Raw genomic sequence first — 16957 nt, forward strand, 5'->3', positions numbered from 1 at the left:
TGACCGTTCGTGTAGCACTTGGTCTTCCGCAGAAGCAGAAATCAGGACTCGTGGATTCAACGCCCAAAGGGCGGCACGGAGTCGCCCTGTGTACACAAGGATTAGATTCATGACTCAGGGAACCGTGAAGTGGTTCAACGGCGACAAGGGCTTCGGCTTCATCGCCCAGGACAACGGGGGCGACGACGTCTTCGTGCACTTCTCCGCGATCCAGACCAACGGCTACAAGACGTTGGACGAGAACCAGCGCGTCGAGTTCGACGTCACCCAGGGCCCCAAGGGCCCGCAGGCCGAGAACGTCCGCCCGGTCTGACCAAAGACCTAGCTGACCTTTCAGCAAGGCAGCCCCGTTCCTGCTTCGGCAGGGCGGGGCTGTCCCCCTTTTGGTGTCGGTGCCTACTCGGGAAGCCTGGTGACGTCGACCCAGCCCCGGGCCTCGCTGATCGTCTCCAGGTCGCCGAGAGTGAGCGCGATGGTCGTGTTGGCGCTGCCCGCGGCCGGGTAGACCATGTCGAAGCGCTTCAGCGAGGCGTCGAGCCAGACCTCGGCCGACGCCGGGTTGCCGAACGGGCAGACGCCGCCGATCGCGTGGCCCGTCATCGGCTCGACGTCCTCGGCGGCGAGCATCCGCGCCTTGGTGCCGAAGTGGGCCTTGAATTTGGCGTTGGCGATCTTGGCGTCCCCTGCCGCGACGATGAGGATCGCGGCGGTCCGGTCCTCGGTGTAGAGGCTGATCGTCTTGGCGATCTCCGCCGGCGAGACGCCGAGCGCGGCCGCGGCGAGCTCGACGGTCGCCTTCGACTCCACCGACTCGATGATGTCCCCACCGCGTCCGAATCGGTCCAGGTGGGTGCGGGCCAGCTCGATCGACATGCCCGCCAGCCTAGCGGCGCGTCCCGCCCCCGAAGGAGTCGGCGACGGCGCGGTCGGTGAAGATCCGGTACTCCATCGGGGAGGGCGACCCGAACGGCGACTCCGGCACCGTGCCGCAGACGATCACCAGGTTGCCGGCCCGGCGGCCCTTCATCGTCGCCGGCTCGACGCCGACGACCATGTCGCCGAGGTCCCGGGCCGCTGCGACGAAGTCACGCGCCTGAGGGAACGGCGCCCGGTCGACGAGGTTGGCGACGAAGACCCCGGAGGGGGCGAGGACGCGGCGTACGTCCTCGATGAAGGCGGCGGAGGTGAGCTCGTCCGGGGTGCGGCCGCCGTCGAAGGCGTCAAGGATCACCATGTCGGCGAAGCCGTCGCGTACGCCGCTGATGCCGCTCTTCCCGTCGACCGGGCGCACCTTGATGCCGCTGCGTGGCGGGAGCGGTGCCTCGCTGCGTACGCGCTCGATGATCTCGATCGACGGCTCGAGGACGATCTGGGAAGAGCGCGGCCGGGTCGCGTGGACATAGCGCGGCAACGTCATCGCAGCGCCACCGATATGTAGAACTCGCACTGGCCCTGGAGGCAGTCGGTCGATAACATCCCCGATACGCCTCATGTAGTCGAACACGAGGCGGGTCGGGTCCCCCAGATCGACAGCCGATTGCTGCATATCGTCCAGCTCGAGCACATATACATCGTCGGCCATAGCGGAGATACCCTACCCCCCACGTGGAAATGGGGGACCTGTTCCTCTATTGTGACCTGCGCAACGACGGAACGATTGCCCGCTATGGATGCATCTCGGATACCCCTTGGGGCATCCACGCATGTCTCCAGATCTACCTCGCCGATCCCCCACACCCCGTCCGGCGAGGAACGAGAGGAAGTCAAAGCAGCGTGACAAGCATCGAAGAAGTCACGATCGGGGCGTTCAGCCAACCCCTGGTCGGGATGTCGTTCATCATCTCCGTACTCGGTTCATGGGTCGGTCTGACCTGTGCGACCCGCGCTCGCCGTCGTGGCGCAGGCGCCGGCGCCTGGCTCTGGCTCTTCGGCGCGGCCGCTTCGATCGGCGGCGGCGCGATCTGGTCGATGCACTTCATCGGCATGCTCGCCTTCGACAGCCATGTGGCGTACGCCCTCGACGTCGGCACCACGCTCATCTCGCTCGCAGTCGCCATCAGCGCGGCGATGGTCGGCATGCTCATCGCGACCGCCATGCGCGGCAACGCGGGCTACATCGTCGGTGGCCTGGTCACCGGTGCCGGCGTGTGCGCGATGCACTACACCGGCATGTACGCGATGGACATGAGCGCCGACATGGTCTGGAAGCCGGCGGTGGTCGTGGCCTCCGTCGTCATCGCGCTGGTCGCCTCGGCGCTCGCGCTCTTCTTCGCCTTCAACGTCACCACGCCGCTGATGCGCGTGGGTGCCGCCATCATCATGGGCATCGGCGTGTGCGTCATGCACTACACCGGCATGCTCGCTCTCGAGATCCACAGCTCCCCCGACGACAAGCTCGGTCACGTCAGCGGTGCCGACCCGGTCTACCTGGCGATGCCGATCTTCGCGATCTCGGCAGGCATGCTGATCGTGATCGGCTTCGCGACCATGTTCGCGGGCATCAACGACGATCTCGACGACCCGTGGACCCCGGACCAGCGGCCGGGCACCTCCGACTCCGGTGCCCACCCGATGATGCCGCAGCGGCTGGCCCTGGGGCAGTCCTTCTCCGGTCACGAGCCCGACATGCTCCAGCAGCCGCGGCAGCCTCTGCAGCCGCTCCCGACGCGTCAGCCGGCCGCCTCCGGCAGCCCGCAGGCGAACCAGCCCGCCGGCGGAGGCATCAGCAGCATGTTCTCCCAGCGACCGCAGAGCCCGGGCGAGCGCCCCCAGCGTCCGGCCCAGCTGCGGCCGCAGAACGGACGCTGGACGCCCCGGCCCTACGCCCAGCAGCCCTCCAACGGCTTCCCGGAGCGACGGACGGACATGTTCAACCCGCAGGGTGGACAGCCCGACGACGAGGAGAACAACCAGCCGCCGGCCCAGCCGCAGCAGCCTCGGCCGCCGCGTACCCCGGGCTGGCTGCCGCCGCGCAACGACAACAACCTCTAGGGCTTATTCCCAGAAGACGCGCTCGACCACACCGTGGGCGAGGCGGGTCATCCTCAGGTAGTCGTTGACCAGCTCATCGGTCGCGCCTGCCGGATAGCCGAGGATGGCCGCGACGGCGTGCTGCTCGACCGGCCCGGCGGGCAATGAGTCCGCCGGGCGGCCGCGCGCGAGCGTGACCGCGTTGCGGACCCGGCTGACCATCCGCCAGGCCTCGATGAGGGTCTCGGCGTCGTCGGCCTCGATCAGCGAGGCGTCGCGGGCGGCCTCCAGCGCCTCGACCGTGCGTGGCGTGCGCAGCCCCGGGACGGCGTACGCATGCCGCATCTGCAACAGCTGGGCGGTCCACTCGATGTCGGCGAGCCCGCCGCGGCCGAGCTTGAGGTGGGTGTTGGGGTCGGCGCCACGCGGCAGCCGCTCGTGGTCGACACGACCCTTGATGCGGCGCACCTCGATGATGTCGTCCTCGCTGAGCCCGCCCTCGGGGTAGCGCAGCGGGTCGATCATCTCGGTGAACGCTTCGCGTAGCTGCAGGTCGCCGACGACGGCGTCGGCCCGCAGCAGCGCCTGCGACTCCCAGATGCCCGACCACTTCGCGTAGTAGGAGGCGTAGGCCGGCAGCGTCCGCACCAGCGTGCCCTGCCGCCCCTCGGGGCGCAGGTCGGCGTCGATCTCCAGTGGCGGGTCGGCGCCGGGGAGGGCGAGCAGCCGGCGCAGATCGGCGATGACCTTGAGCGCGAACTGGGTCGCCTCTCCCGGGTCGGCGCCCTCGACCGGTCGGTGGACGAAGAGGACGTCGGCATCGGAGGCGTAGGACAGCTCGAACCCGCCATAGCGGCCCATCGCGATGATGGCGATCCGCGTCGGAGGCCCGTCGATCCCACGGCGGGCGACCTCCTCTGCCACGACCGTGCGCAGCGATGCCTCGAGGGTGGCGTCGGTCAGCCGGGACAGGGCGGCGCCGATCGTGTCGATCCCGGCCTCGCCGAGGAGCTCGGCGGCCGAGATCCGGAACAGCTCTCGGCGGCGGATCGCCCGGATGTGGCGTACGGCCTCCTCGGCGGAGGTGGTGGTGCGACGGCGGGCGGCGCGGGCGACCATCTCGTCGGTCAGCGCCTCGGCCGAGAGTGGCGCGAGGTCGTGACCCAGGAGGCGCAGCGCTTCGGGCTCCCGCTCGAGCAGTGCGGTGGTGTAGCGCGAGGTGGACAGGATCGTGGCGAAGTGTTGTGCGACCAGGCCCTCGTCGCGCAGGGAGCGCAGATACCAGGGCGTGGCGCCGAGGGCATCCGAGATCCGGCGGAACCCGAAGAGCCCGGCGTCGGGGTCGGAGCCCTCGGAGAGCCATTGCAGCATCACCGGCAGCAGCGCCCGCTGCAGCGCGGCGCGCCGGGAGACGCCCGTGGTGAGCGCCTCCAGGTGTCGCAGCGCGGCCTTCGGATCGGCGTAGCCCAGTGCGTTCAGCCGCTCCTCGGCAGCCTTCGAGGAGAGGTGGGCCTGGCCGGACGGGATCCGGGCGACCGAGTCGAGGAGCGGTCGGTAGAAGAGCTTCTCGTGGAGGCGGCGTACCTCGATCCGCTGGTGCCCCCACTCCTTCTTCAGCCGCACGACCGGGTCACGCAGGTAGCCGAGCGAGCGTGCCAGCCAGCGCAGCGACTCCTCGTCGTCGGGGACGACGTGGGTGCGCCGCAGCCGGTAGAGCTGGAGCCGGTGCTCCATCCGCCGTAGGAACGCGTAGGCCTCGTGCATGGCCTCGCCGTCCTCGCGCCCGACGTAGCCGGAGCGGGTCAGCGCCGCCAGCGCGGAGAGCGTGGTGGGCTGGCGGATCCCGGTGTCGGTGCGACCGTGGACCAGCTGCAGCAGCTGCACGGCGAACTCCACGTCGCGCAGACCGCCGGCGCCGAGCTTGAGCTCGCGGTCGGCCTCCCGCGACGGGATGTGGGCGATGACCCGGCGCCGCATCTTCTGGGTGTCGGAGACGAAGCCGTCGCGCTCGGCGGCCTTCCACACGAACGGGTTGACGGCATCGACGTAGGCCCGGCCCAGCGCGAGGTCGCCCGCGGCAGGGCGGGCCTTGAGCAGCGCCTGGAACTCCCAGGTGCTCGCCCAGCGCTCGTAGTAGCCGACGTGGCCGGGGATCGTGCGCGAGAGTGCGCCCGCCTTGCCCTCCGGGCGCAGCGCGGCGTCGACCGGCCAGATGGTGCCTTCGCCGGTGTGGGCCGAGCAGACGTGGATGAGGTTGCTGGCGAGCTGGGTGGCCACCCGCAGCGAGACGTCGTCGCCGACCCCGTCGGCGGCCTCGTGGGCGAAGATCACGTCGACGTCGGAGACGTAGTTGAGCTCGTGGCCGCCGCACTTGCCCATCGCGACGACGGCCAGCCGGACGGCGTCGGCCTCCTCCCCCACCCGCGCGCGGGCGACCGCGAGCGCGGCGTCGAGGGTCGCGCAGGCCAGGTCGGAGAGCTCGGCGGCGACGTCGTCGACCGGGAGCTGGTGGGCCAGGTCGCGGGCGGCCAGCCGGAGCAGCCAGCGGCGGTACTCCACCCGCAGCGCGTCGACCGCCTCCGCGTCCGGGATCGTGGCCACCGGGCACTCGGCACCCGGCTTCGCGCCGACCGCCTCGAGCAGCGAGGCCCGGAAGACGTACGCAGCGGGCCTGGTCGTGCCGAGAGTCGGGTCGGCCAGCTCGCGCCAGTGACCGGGATGGCGGGCCAGGTGGTCGGTCAGCGCGGGCGAGGCGCCGAGCACCGAGACCAGCCGCATCGCGGTGCCCTCATCTCCGGCGAGCTCCTCGACGAAGCCGCCGCCCTGGGACTCGGCGAGCATGACCAGTCCGGCCAGCGCCGCGTCGGGGTCGGCCGCTTGACCCAGGATCGCCAGCAGTTCATGCGTGCCTGCGCCGAGACCTGCCAGATCCGCCAGGGCCGTGTCCGGATCGTTGAAGCCGAGCCGGAGCAGCTCGCCCTTGCCTGGCAACGTCATGGCCCCGATTCTGTCACTGGCCGGTTTCAGGCGCTCCAGGGCCTAAGGGTCGAGATGACTCCTCCGCGGGTGCCGCCAGGGGCGACGGCGGCGCTGCGCTCACGGACCAGGCGAGCGAACCCGAAGGCCAGCGGCTGCCAGGTCTTGATCAGCTCCTTCTCGGCGAAGGTGGCCGTCGCGACCACGTCGTCGACGCTGCGTCCGATCTGCTCGAGCTCCTCGACGGACTCCTCGGCCCAGACCGCAACCGCAGCCGCGTCGACCTCTGGGTGGAACTGCACACCCCACACGGTCGGAGCGAACCGAGCCGCCTGGACGTGCCCGTCGATCGAGGTGGCCAGCTCGACGGTGCCCTCGGGCAGCTGCCCGACGACGTCGCGGTGCCAGTGCAGGGCTCGGTCGTCGCCTGCCAACAGGCGCATCAGCGGGTCGAAGAGCACCTCGGGCTCCCAGGTCACCTGGCGTACGCCCACGGTCAGCCCGAACGGGCTGCGCTCCACGGTGCCACCGAGGGCCATCGCGGCCAGCTGGTGGCCCAGGCAGATCCCGAGCGTCGGGATACCGGCCTCAGCAGCCTGCGCGATCCGCTCGCGGGTGACCTGCAGCCAGGGGTGCTCGGCGTCGGAGTCGGCGTCCATCGAGCCGCCCATGACGAGCAGCCCCGAGTAGGAGGCGTCCAGCGACGAAAGAGGCGGAATCGGTTCGGCGTATGCCCGGCAGACGTCGACACACATGCCCGCCTCAGCCAGCCAATGGCCGAACAACGCCGGCGGAACTGTCTCCTCGTGCTGGATCACAAGCACTCGGGGAAGACTCAACGACATCACCACTCTCCCGTCCGATCCAGTGTGGCAGCACCGGATCGGAAGTGAGGAATCGGGCTTGAGTTTCCCTGTCAACCAGTTTGCTGGCTCAGATGACCGGCAGCATCCGGGAGCGCTCGTAGGCGGTCACCTGCTCGCGGTAGGCGGCCCACTCGGCGCGCTTGTTGCGCAGGAAGAAGTCGAAGACGTGCTCGCCGAGGGTCTCGGCGAGGAGCTCGGAGTCCTCGGCCATCCCGATCGCCTCGTCGAGATTCTCCGGCAGCGGGTCGATGCCGAGGCTCTTGCGCTCGCGCTCGGTCAGCGCCCACACATCGTCCTCGGCCTCACGCGGCAGCTCATAGCCCTCCTCGATGCCCTTCATGCCCGCCGCCAGGATCACGGCGAAGGCGAGGTAGGGGTTGCAGGCGGCGTCGAGGGTCCTGACCTCGATGCGGGTCGACTGGCCCTTGAGCGGCTTGTACATCGGCACCCGGACCAGCGCCGAGCGGTTGTTGTGGCCCCAGGCGACGTGAGCCGGCGCCTCTCCCCCGCCGATCAGGCGCTTGTAGGAGTTGACCCACTGGTTGGTCACCGCGGTGATCTCGCCGGCGTGGCGGAGCACGCCGCCGATGAAGCTGCGACCCGTCTTGGAGAGCTGGTATTCGGCGCCCGGCTCGTAGAACGCGTTGGCGTCGCCCTCGAACAGGCTGACGTGGGTGTGCATGCCCGAGCCCGGGTGCTCGGTGAACGGCTTGGGCATGAAGCTCGCCCAGATGCCCTGACTCAGTGCCACCTCGCGGATCACCGTACGGAAGGTCATGATGTTGTCGGCGGTGCTCAGCGCGTCGGCGTAGCGCAGGTCGATCTCGTTCTGACCCGGCCCGCCCTCGTGGTGGCTGTACTCCACCGAGATCCCCATCGCCTCCAGCATCGTGATCGCCTCACGCCGGAAGTCGGCGCCCATCGACTGGGCGGTGTGGTCGAAGTAGCCGCTGGAGTCGACCGGGGTCGGCTCGCTGCCGTCCCTCGGGTTGTCCTTGAAGAGGTAGAACTCGATCTCGGGGTGCGTGTAGAAGGTGAAACCCTTCTCCGCGGCGTTGGAGAGGGTGCGCTTGAGCACGTAGCGCGGGTCCGCGTACGACGGCGAGCCGTCCGGCATCACGATGTCGCAGAACATCCGGCCCGTGGACGGGCCATCGGTACGCCACGGCAGGATCTGGAACGTGCTCGGGTCCGGCAGGGCCAGCATGTCGGCCTCGGTCACCCGAGCGAACCCCTCGATCGCACTGCCGTCGAAGCCGATGCCCTCCGCAAAGGCGCTCTCGAGCTCGGCCGGCGCCACCGCGACCGACTTCAGATAGCCGAGCACGTCGGTGAACCACAGCCGCACGAAACGTACGTCCCGCTCTTCGAGTGCCCGGAGCACGAAGTCCTGTTGCTTGCCCATGCGTGAACACTAACGGTCCGACGTTACAGCCGGGACCACCGCGCCACGGTCAGCGGCCGGGACCTCTGAAGATCGAGATCACCAGCGCCACCCCGAACCCCGCCAGGGCCGCTCCGAGGACCGACCAGGCGGTGCTCGTGCCGCCTCCGCCGAGATAGCCCATGCCGGTCAGCGCCAGCGCTCCCCCGGCCAGGAGAAGCACGGCCGCCACCAGGAGCCCAAGAGCCTTACCCACAGTCATGACACCGCAATCTAGGTGATGACCAGGGCGAGGGTCACCAGCGAGGTCATCCAGGAGACGAAGCTGCCGACCAGGAAGTATTCGGTCACGTCGTTGATGCTCGGCCCCTCGTGCTCACCGCGGAACGACTGCAGCTCCGGCCAGCGGATCAAGCCCTTGGCCGCGACCACCAGCCCGGCGGCGGCGAGGTTGCCGGTCAGGCCGAGCCCGAAGATCGTCAGCCGCTCGAGCGGTCCCAGGAGCCGGCCACCCTTGAGATTGTTGCCGGCGACACCGTCGAGCGGGTTGGACACCTTGGCGACGTCGAGGACGAGCTGCACCACGACGTTGCCGGTCGAGACCTGGACCAGCAGGCCGCCGAAGACGAGCAGCACGGCCTCGGGGCGCGCCGCCTCGACCCAGACCCAGGGCGCCTGCTCCGCCCACGCGGCGACCGGTCCGCCGACCTCGCCGGCCACCGGGGCCAGCAGGATCCCGACGAAGATCGCCCCGCCGAGCAGAGCCAGCGGGATCCCCGGACGTGGGTTCTTGTCCGAGCCCTCGGGCGGATGGGCCAGGAACCCCCACAGCACGGTGATTCCGGCGATCACGATCACGGCCGCCAGGTCACCTCCGAAGAGGGCCGAGAGCAGACCAAAAGCGATCACCGCGGCTGCCCCGATCGCCTCGGGGACCCAGCGGATCCGCTTGAACGGATCGATGATCGAGTGGGCGAAGTCGACCGTGCCGACCCCGATCAGCAGCAGCGCTATCCAACTCATGCCGCCGCCCCCGTAGCGCAAGCGCCAGGATACGGACGCGGCGGCATGATGACCTGATTGCTCGCTCGCTTGCGCTCGCTCATCTGACCTCTCCCAACAGCTCGTCGGCGCGCATGATCGCGGCGATCCCGTCGCGGCGGACGCGCTGGGAGACCGCGGAGGGAGTGATGTCGAGCTCGGCGGCGATGGCCTTCTGAGGCATGGCGGAGAGCATGCCAGAAAGCACCGACACCGAGGACCGGTCCAGGCGAGAAAACAGCTCGTCGCGCGAGATCAGAGCGGCGTTGACGGCGGCCGGGTCCGGCCCGCCCGCCTCCTCCGCCGGCTGATACCAGGTCCGTACGCTGCGGGAGGCCGCCTTGTTCTCGGCATCCTCCGCGGTCTCGATCGCCGCCCGCGCGGCCCACCACCCCGGTCCGTCCTCGACCCGGGGCTCGTCGCTCAGCACCCGGGTGGCGCCCCAGCTGATGCCGTGGCGTACGCCGACCACGGGGTCGAGCGCGATCCGCAGCCGGAACGTGGCCTGGATCGCGGCGCCGACAGTCTCGAAGGCTCCCTGGTACTCGTCGCCGACCGTGATCCGCAGCGGGGTGACCGGCTGCCAGGTCTCGTTGATCTCCTCGACGGCCCCGGCAAACGCCTCGTGGACCTTCGCGCGGTCGGACTTCGTGCGCGAGCCCACGAGGTCGCCGATCACAGTCGCTACAGACACCATGTGAAGATCATACCTTCATTGTGATGAGATGAAGGTATTTGCTTTATTCGACCTAGATGAAGATATCGCCTTCACCGCGAAGCCGTGGGCATCACGGCCGCCCCAGGTCCAGTGAGCTCGCCGGACGCCACCGGACGGCCGGACAGCGCGAGCACGAGTGCGATCGCGGTGCCGCGGACCTCGGGACCGGTCCCGATCACCGTGTCGGCGTCGGTGGCCACGAGACGTACGCGCTCGGCTCGCTCCTTGCCCCCGCCCCACTTCTGCGAGGTCTTGGCCAGGTAGCCCAGCGCCGTGGCGACGTGCTCGACCGGGTAGTCGCGCTGGAGGCCCAGCGGCCGCCGGATGTCCTCGCCGTGGGCGAACTCCTCGACCAGCCGAGTGGCGAGCGGAGCCGGTGGGGTCGCCGTCCGCCCGGCGACCCGGCGGAAGGCCGCCAAGGTCTCGGCCGGATCCTCGGCACGCTCCCGGTCGACGCCGGCCTGGTTGTCGAGGTCGAAGTCTCCGCGAGCGGCGATCATGCGGCGTACGAACCCCATCCGTGTCGTCGTCGCGACGTCGATCATGTGGGCGAGCACGTCGTGCACGCTCCAGCCGACGCACAGCGATGGCGTCTCCCACTGGCCCGGGGTGAGCGTGCCGAGGTCACGGATCAACGCCTCCCGCTCGGCGTGCACGACGGGCCAGACCTTGCTGCCGGATGCCATGGGCGTGACGCTACGACCGGCCCGGGCGACCCGTCCATCGCAATCCCTACTCCACAGGAACCCGGGCCTCGATCTCGGCGAGCCAAGCGGCAGGGGAGGCGTCCGAGGGCATCCGCCAGTCGCCGCGGGGCGACATGGTGCCGCCGTTGGAGACCTTGGGACCGTTGGGCAGCGCCGAGCGCTTGAACTGGTTGGCGAAGAAGCGCTTCACGAAGACCTCGAGCCAGGCCCGGATCTCCTTCATCTCGTACGCCGTCCGCTTCCCCTCGGGGAACCCCGGGGGCCATTCGCCGGCCTCGACGTCGTGCCAGGCGTTCCACGCCAGGAAGGCGATCTTCGAGGGCGTGAAGCCGTTGCGCACGGTGTGGAAGAGGGTGAAGTCCTGCAGGGCGTACGGGCCGATCTTCTGCTCCGTCGACTGCAGCTCCTCCCCCGGCACGAGCTCGGGCGAGATCTCCTGGTCGAGGATCTCCTGGAGGACCTGGTCGGCGGTGCCGTCGAACTGCTCGGTCGTGATGACCCAGCGGATCAGGTGCTGGATCAGGGTCTTCGGCACGCCGGCGTTGACGTTGTAGTGCGACATCTGGTCGCCGACACCGTACGTCGCCCAGCCGAGCGCCAGCTCGGAGAGGTCTCCGGTGCCGAGGACGATCCCGCCGCGCTGGTTGGCGATGCGGAAGAGGAAGTCCGTACGCAGCCCCGCCTGGACGTTCTCGAAGGTGACGTCGTAGACCGGCTCGCCGTTGCCTGCCGGATGGCCGATCTCCTTGAGCATCTGGGTGGCGGTGGGGCGGATGTCGAGCGTCTCGTAGGTCGTCCCGAGCGCCTCCATCAGCTTGATCGCGTTGGACTTGGTGTCGTCCGAGGTCGCGAAGCCGGGCATCGTGAACGCCAGGATGTCGCTCGCCGGCCGGCCGAGCCGCTCCATCGCCTTGGCGGCGACGATGAGCGCGTGGGTGGAGTCGAGCCCACCGGAGACGCCGATGACGATCTTCGTGTCCGGACCGATCGACTGGAGCCGCTTCTCGAGCCCCGAGACCTGGATGTTGTAGGCCTCGTAGCACTCCAGCGCGAGCTTGTCGGGGTCGTCGGGGACGAACGGGAACCGGTCGACCTTTCGCCGCAGCCCGCCGCCGACCAGCGGCGGGCTCAGCTCGAACTCGATCTCGGAGTGGTAGGCGCCCTCGGACCGGCGGTTGTCGTCGAAGGTGCTCTGCCGGATCCGCTCGCCGCGGATCCGCTCCAGGTCGACGTCGACCACGGTGCGCCGCGGCCCGTCCGGGAACCGCTCGGTCTCCCCCAAGAGCTCGCCGAGCTCGTACGCCATCGTCTGCCCGTCCCAGGACAGGTCGGTCGTCGACTCGCCCGGCCCGGCGGCGGTGTAGACGTACGCAGCAGCGCACCGCGCGCTCGCCGACTGCACCAGCAGGCGGCGCGCGTCGGAGCGCCCGACGGTGACCGGACTCGCGGAGAGGTTGAGCAGCACGGTCGCCCCGGCCAGCGCGGCCTTGGCGCTCGGTGGCACCGGGACCCACATGTCCTCGCAGATCTCGACGTGGAAGACGAGATCCTTGACGTCGGTGCAGCGGAAGAGCAGCTCGTTGCTGAGCGGCACCTCCTCGCCGCCGAGCATGATGGTGCCGTCGGCGCCGTCGCCCGTGCCGTACCACCGCTTCTCGTAGAACTCTCGGTAGTTCGGGAGGTGGGTCTTGGGCACCACCCCCAGCACCTCGCCGCCGTGGATCACGACCGCGGTGTTGAGCACCCGGTCGCCGTGGCGCAGCGGGGCGCCGACGACGATCACCGACAGCAGCTCCTCGGACGCCACCACGATCGCGCTGATCGCGGCGTGCACGGCGTCGAGGAGCGTCCGCTGCAGGACGAGGTCGTCGATCGAGTAGCCCGAGAGGCACAGCTCGGGGAACACCGCGACCGCCACCCCCTCGTCGCTGCACTCGCGGGCCTGCGCGATCACCTCACGCGCGTTGGCAGCCGGGTCGGCGACGGAGATCGGGATGGTGCACGCCGCGACCCGTGCGAAGCCATGGGAGTAGGCGGAGTAGAAGTCCACGCCCCGAGTCTAGGCGCGACCGGCTACAGGTCGCGGATGCGGATGTTCCGGTAGGACACCGCGTCCGGGGCGCTGCCGTGCGCCTGAACCCCGACGTGACCGGTCAACCCTCGGCTGCTGGAATCGGGGTCGTTCGGACGACCGGGGAACGGGAGCCCGGGCAGGTTCTCGAACTCGTTGATCACGACGCCGTTGCGGATCACGGTGTAGTGCTGTCCGACGACGCGGATCTCGAGGTCGTTCCAGGTGCCCTTCGGCGTCGGTCGCGCCTCGGCGAGGGTGAGATCGGCGAAGCCGTAGATCGACCCGGTCTTGCGGGGGTCGTTGCCGCCGCCCTCCGGCGAGTCGTTGACCTGGATCTCGTGGCCACAGTTGACCGCGATCCAGGAGAGGTTGCCGGTCTCGCTGCCGTTGAACGTGGTCGGGCACCCCTCGATCGGGCCCCACAGCTCGGGGAAGCGCACCTGGACGCCGCTGTTTCCACGGGCCGCACCGGGCGCGTCGTCACGGAACTGCAGTCGCAACGAGAAGTCGCCGTACTCCTGGTTCGGGTACCACAGGGTCCCGAACCCGCCACCTACGCCGGCACGACTGCGGATGGTGCCGTCCGGCACCAGGTCGAACCCACCGTCGCCGGCGTACGCCCAGTCGTCGAAGGAGTCGGCCGAGCCGTCGAAGAGCCAGTCGTAACCCTCGACCATCCCCACCTGCGAGCGGGCGGCAGCGGACTGCAACTGGCTGGCTTCGGCCCGGGTGACCTCACCGGTGGCGACCAGATCGGCGGTGACGCTGCGGACGTGCGCCACGAAGGCCCCGTGAGTCGGCCACGTCCGCTCGTCGTCGATGACGTCGTTGATGGTGCAGCCGGAGGTCAGGGTGCTGTTGGCGACGCCGCTGTCGAGATCGAGGAAGACCACGCTCGAGCGGGCATCCGGCGCCGGGCAGGTCGCTGTCGGCGAGGGCGTCTCAGCGGGAGTCGCGGAGGCGGCTCCGATCGGACCGCCCAGACACAGGGCGGTGATCCCGAGGACGGCCGACCCGAGGGCGAGCCGGGTCCGAGAGCGGCGTGAGTGGAGGAAGTGGGACATCGAGACTCCGAACGTCAGGACGCCTACTGAGATGTGATGCGCGTCACGCTGGATGCTAGTGGCGGCGGCCGTCGACTTTCAACCGTTTTCGAACGACTTTCGCGGACGATCTTCGAAAGTGGGGTCAGCTTGCCGGGCGCTCCATCACGATCTCTTCCGGGCCGTCGTCGATGGGGCTGGGAACCTTCTCCGTCTCGACAAAACCCAGGCGCTCGTAGACGGCGTGAGCGCGGTCGTTGCCGACGAGGTGAGTGAGGCGTACGGGCAGGTCGCCGGCGCGGGCGATCACCTCGCTCAGCAGCGCGCCACCGGCGCCGGAGCCCTGGGAGTCGGGGAGGACGTACAGCTTCCAGAGCATCAGGTGGTCCTCGCGGAGCGAGTAGGAGGCCATCGCGACGACCTGGCCGTCGACCTCGGCGACGAGGACGGTGCCGGCCTTGATCCCGGGGAGCACCGCGTCCGGTGCCCACCACTTGGTGATGCCCTCCTCGACGTACGCCTCGCCGGTGATCGGCGGGTACGTCGCCCGCCAGGTCGTCACGCCGACGTGGATCACCGCGTCGAGGTCCTCCGCCGTCGCCTCTCGCACCCGCATGGACGCGACGATAACCAGGAGCGCCGGGCCTGTCGTTCGGTTTAGCGTCGGACCGTGCTGATCCGACGTGAACGTCCCGAGGACGTGGCCGACATCCGTGCGGTCACCGCCGCTGTCTTCTCCGATGTGGAGCACTCCGCACCGCCGATCGAGCCCGACGGCGTGCCCGGGGAGGCGACGCTGGTGGGGTGGCTGCGCGAGGATCCGGGCTGGATCCCCGAACTCTCGCTGGTCGCCGAGGCCGACGGCGAGATCGTCGGACATGTCGTGGCCACACATGGGACGCTTGCCGGCCGGCCCGCGCTCGGTCTCGGTCCGGTCAGCGTCTCCCCCGCCCGGCAGCGCGACGGCGTCGGCTCGGCGCTCATGCACGCGATCCTCGGTGCCGCCGACGCGATGGGCGAGCCGGTCGTCGTCCTCCTCGGCTCCCCCGCCTACTACGGCCGCTTCGGCTTCGTGCCCGCCTCGACCCTCGGCATCGACGCGCCCGATCCTGCCTGGGGCGACTACTTCCAGGCACGGCCGCTCGCGGCGTACGACCCGTCCGTCCGCGGCACGTTCGCCTACGCCGCGCCTTTCGACCGGCTGTGACTACCACCACAGCGCGTACGACATCTTCTCGACATACGCTGGGAACAGTCCGTGGACTCCATCAGGGAGCTGCGAGATGACACCAGAAAGGCTCGATGATGAGCACGAACCCCTCTGCTGAGGAGACCGCCCCTTACGGGACCGGAGCTGCCGCCGGCACGACTGCCAGTGCGCCGGCCAAGCCCGTACGCAAGGTGCGCACGCATCATCTTCGCGAGATGAAGCAGCGTGGCGACAAGATCACGATGCTGACCTCCTACGACATGTACACCGCCCAGATCTTCGACGAGGCCGGGGTCGACCTGCTGCTCGTCGGTGACTCGGCCTCCAACAACGTCCTCGGCAACGAGACGTCGCTTCCGGTGACCGTGGACGAGCTGCTGCCGCTGACCCGTGCGGTCTCGCGCAGCGTGAAGCGGGCGATGGTCGTCGGCGACCTGCCCTTCGGCTCCTACCAGGCCTCGCCGGAGCAGGGGTACCTGACCGCGGTGCGGTTCATGAAGGAGGCCGGCGCCCACTGCGTGAAGCTCGAGGGCGGCGCCGAGATGGCTCCGGTGATCAAGAAGCTGACCGAGGGCGGCATCCCCGTCATCGCCCACATCGGCTTCACCCCGCAGTCCGAGCACGTGCTCGGCGGCTACCGCGTCCAGGGTCGCGGGGACACCTCCGACCGGATCATCGACGATGCCAAGGCCGTCCAGGAGGCTGGGGCGTTCGCGGTCGTCATGGAGATGGTCCCCGGCGAGGTCGCCGCGCAGATCTCCAAGGAGCTCGACATCCCCACGATCGGCATCGGTGCCGGCCCCGACTGCGACGGCCAGGTTCTGGTCTGGCAGGACGCGTTCGGCATGCGCAGCGGCAAGATGGCACGCTTCGTGAAGCAGTACGCCGATGTGCAGTCGGTCCTGTCCGAGGGCGCCGAGGCGTACATCTCCGACGTCAAGGGTTCGACGTTCCCCGGCCCCGAGCACACCTTCTGACGATCTACGCTTGAGAAGTGGTCAATTTGGGCCGTCCGCCGGCTCATCGCCGGGCCCAAATTGACCACTTCTCGGATCTTGCTCCCACAGCGAGCCACGCCACAGGGCGTACCAGGCGTCCAGACGGGTCGGATCGTAGGTCCGGCCGAGCGCCTCGTCGGCTTCCCGCAGGATCATCGCGGCGCGGAAGCGGACGTCCGGGGCCACATAGCCGTGGCGTACGTAGCCCGCATCCGCGAGGCGCGAGTCCCGGCGGCGGTCACGGGCATACTGACCACGGTCGCGATGCACGGCTCCGTCGTACTCCTGCAGGGTTCTGGTCCCGGTGATCAGCAGGTCGGCCCGCGCGACGAAGCGACCGGCGTCGTCGAACAGCTCGGCCTGAGGCTGCACCGGCACCTCGCACGCCTCGTGCAGCATCCGCAGCAGCGACTCCCACGGCGACTCAGATCTGCCGTCGGCCAGAGCGAGCGCCTCCCGCAACCGCGGCCCGCCCCGGCGCCCTCGCGCCACGACCTCGAGATCCTCGCGCGTGCAACCCCGCTCGTGCAGCGCGCCGTCGATGAGCACGACCAGGTCCAGCAGACAGAGGCGGCGAGCAGCGGCGAGCACGGTCTCGGCGACCGTCGCGATCCGTACGCCGTCAATCCCGTGACTGTGCGGAGGAAGCCTGTGGCGGGTGACGTCCACCTGCGGCCGACGCACCCGCACCCCGCTCGGGACCGAGATCTCGAGGGGACGGTCCGGAGCCAGCGGCGGCAGCCAGAGCTCGTACGCTTCCGCCGCGGTCAGCCCCGTGAAGACCATGCCATCCGGCAGCTGCTCCGCCCAGGCCCGCATCCGGGCCCAGACCGGAGCCTCCTCACCGACGTCGCTCGCGAGCCGAACACCGGAACCGAGACTCACCCAGCGGCCGCTGCGCCTGCGTGGCGCCCGGCTTGGGTCTACCTTCCCCATGCGCCCCACGCTGCGACGAAGTCAGGTCTGGCGC

General features: G+C 69.6%; 17 protein-coding genes. 4 read left to right on the forward strand and 13 right to left on the reverse strand.

Going from position 1 to position 16957, the window contains the following annotated elements:
• Positions 1-109 precede the first annotated feature (109 nt).
• Positions 110-313, forward strand: a complete 204-nt coding sequence (locus ABTW65_RS06925; protein ID WP_091053181.1) for a cold-shock protein — start codon at positions 110-112, stop codon at positions 311-313.
• Between the two features lie 83 nt (positions 314-396).
• Here ABTW65_RS06925 and ABTW65_RS06930 read toward each other — a convergent pair whose 3' ends face one another.
• Together ABTW65_RS06930 and ABTW65_RS06935 are read right to left on the reverse strand one after the other, a co-directional pair.
• The gene (locus tag ABTW65_RS06930; RefSeq protein ID WP_350659228.1) at positions 397-873 is read right to left on the reverse strand and encodes a YbaK/EbsC family protein; all 477 of its coding nucleotides are present in this window, start codon (positions 871-873) and stop codon (positions 397-399) included.
• Between the two features lie 10 nt (positions 874-883).
• Positions 884-1582, reverse strand: coding sequence for a spermidine synthase (locus ABTW65_RS06935; protein WP_350659229.1), 699 nt, complete (start codon positions 1580-1582; stop codon positions 884-886).
• Positions 1583-1773: 191 nt separating this feature from the next.
• Here ABTW65_RS06935 and ABTW65_RS06940 point away from each other — a divergent pair, with 191 nt between their 5' ends.
• Positions 1774-2991: an MHYT domain-containing protein gene (locus ABTW65_RS06940; RefSeq protein ID WP_350659230.1), complete on the forward strand. Its 1218-nt coding sequence runs from the start codon at positions 1774-1776 to the stop codon at positions 2989-2991.
• A gap of 3 nt (positions 2992-2994) precedes the next feature.
• Here the strand turns inward: ABTW65_RS06940 and ABTW65_RS06945 are convergent, their stop codons facing one another.
• The 10 genes from ABTW65_RS06945 to ABTW65_RS06990 all read right to left on the reverse strand — a co-directional run bounded on the left by ABTW65_RS06945 (position 2995) and on the right by ABTW65_RS06990 (position 14395).
• A complete protein-coding gene (locus tag ABTW65_RS06945; RefSeq protein ID WP_350659231.1) occupies positions 2995-5967 on the reverse strand; it encodes a bifunctional [glutamine synthetase] adenylyltransferase/[glutamine synthetase]-adenylyl-L-tyrosine phosphorylase in 2973 nt (990 codons plus the stop codon).
• A gap of 26 nt (positions 5968-5993) precedes the next feature.
• Complete coding sequence (locus ABTW65_RS06950; RefSeq protein WP_350659232.1) at positions 5994-6770, reverse strand: type 1 glutamine amidotransferase; 777 nt, start codon at positions 6768-6770, stop codon at positions 5994-5996.
• 109 nt (positions 6771-6879) lie between these two features.
• Entirely contained in the window at positions 6880-8217 is a 1338-nt protein-coding gene (gene glnA, locus ABTW65_RS06955) for a type I glutamate--ammonia ligase (RefSeq protein WP_350659233.1), read from the reverse strand.
• Between the two features lie 49 nt (positions 8218-8266).
• Positions 8267-8458, reverse strand: coding sequence for a hypothetical protein (locus ABTW65_RS06960; RefSeq protein WP_183545993.1), 192 nt, complete (start codon positions 8456-8458; stop codon positions 8267-8269).
• Between the two features lie 11 nt (positions 8459-8469).
• Positions 8470-9219, reverse strand: coding sequence for a hypothetical protein (locus tag ABTW65_RS06965; RefSeq protein ID WP_350659234.1), 750 nt, complete (start codon positions 9217-9219; stop codon positions 8470-8472).
• 79 nt (positions 9220-9298) lie between these two features.
• Positions 9299-9934: a SatD family protein gene (locus ABTW65_RS06970; RefSeq protein ID WP_350659235.1), complete on the reverse strand. Its 636-nt coding sequence runs from the start codon at positions 9932-9934 to the stop codon at positions 9299-9301.
• A 71-nt stretch (positions 9935-10005) separates the two neighbouring features.
• Positions 10006-10641, reverse strand: a complete 636-nt coding sequence (locus tag ABTW65_RS06975) for a maleylpyruvate isomerase family mycothiol-dependent enzyme (RefSeq protein ID WP_350659236.1) — start codon at positions 10639-10641, stop codon at positions 10006-10008.
• A gap of 46 nt (positions 10642-10687) precedes the next feature.
• Entirely contained in the window at positions 10688-12712 is a 2025-nt protein-coding gene (locus ABTW65_RS06980; RefSeq protein WP_350659238.1) for an NAD(+) synthase, read from the reverse strand.
• A 23-nt stretch (positions 12713-12735) separates the two neighbouring features.
• Positions 12736-13800: a 3-keto-disaccharide hydrolase gene (locus tag ABTW65_RS06985; protein WP_350659239.1), complete on the reverse strand. Its 1065-nt coding sequence runs from the start codon at positions 13798-13800 to the stop codon at positions 12736-12738.
• 124 nt (positions 13801-13924) lie between these two features.
• Positions 13925-14395 (reverse strand): GNAT family N-acetyltransferase, encoded by a 471-nt coding sequence (locus tag ABTW65_RS06990; protein WP_350659240.1) that lies wholly within the window; start codon positions 14393-14395, stop codon positions 13925-13927.
• 54 nt (positions 14396-14449) lie between these two features.
• Between ABTW65_RS06990 and ABTW65_RS06995 the strand changes: the two genes are divergently transcribed.
• Together ABTW65_RS06995 and panB are read left to right on the forward strand one after the other, a co-directional pair.
• A complete protein-coding gene (locus tag ABTW65_RS06995) occupies positions 14450-14986 on the forward strand; it encodes a GNAT family N-acetyltransferase (protein ID WP_350659241.1) in 537 nt (178 codons plus the stop codon).
• A 98-nt stretch (positions 14987-15084) separates the two neighbouring features.
• Positions 15085-15966 (forward strand): 3-methyl-2-oxobutanoate hydroxymethyltransferase, encoded by an 882-nt coding sequence (gene panB, locus ABTW65_RS07000; RefSeq protein ID WP_502890549.1) that lies wholly within the window; start codon positions 15085-15087, stop codon positions 15964-15966.
• A 21-nt stretch (positions 15967-15987) separates the two neighbouring features.
• On the opposite strand, the gene ABTW65_RS07005 is transcribed toward panB, so the two are convergent.
• Complete coding sequence (locus ABTW65_RS07005; protein WP_350659243.1) at positions 15988-16923, reverse strand: putative endonuclease domain-containing protein; 936 nt, start codon at positions 16921-16923, stop codon at positions 15988-15990.
• Between the last annotated feature and the right edge of the window lie 34 nt (positions 16924-16957).

The organism is Nocardioides sp. NPDC127503, assembly GCF_040302165.1.
Classification (GTDB): domain Bacteria; phylum Actinomycetota; class Actinomycetes; order Propionibacteriales; family Nocardioidaceae; genus Nocardioides.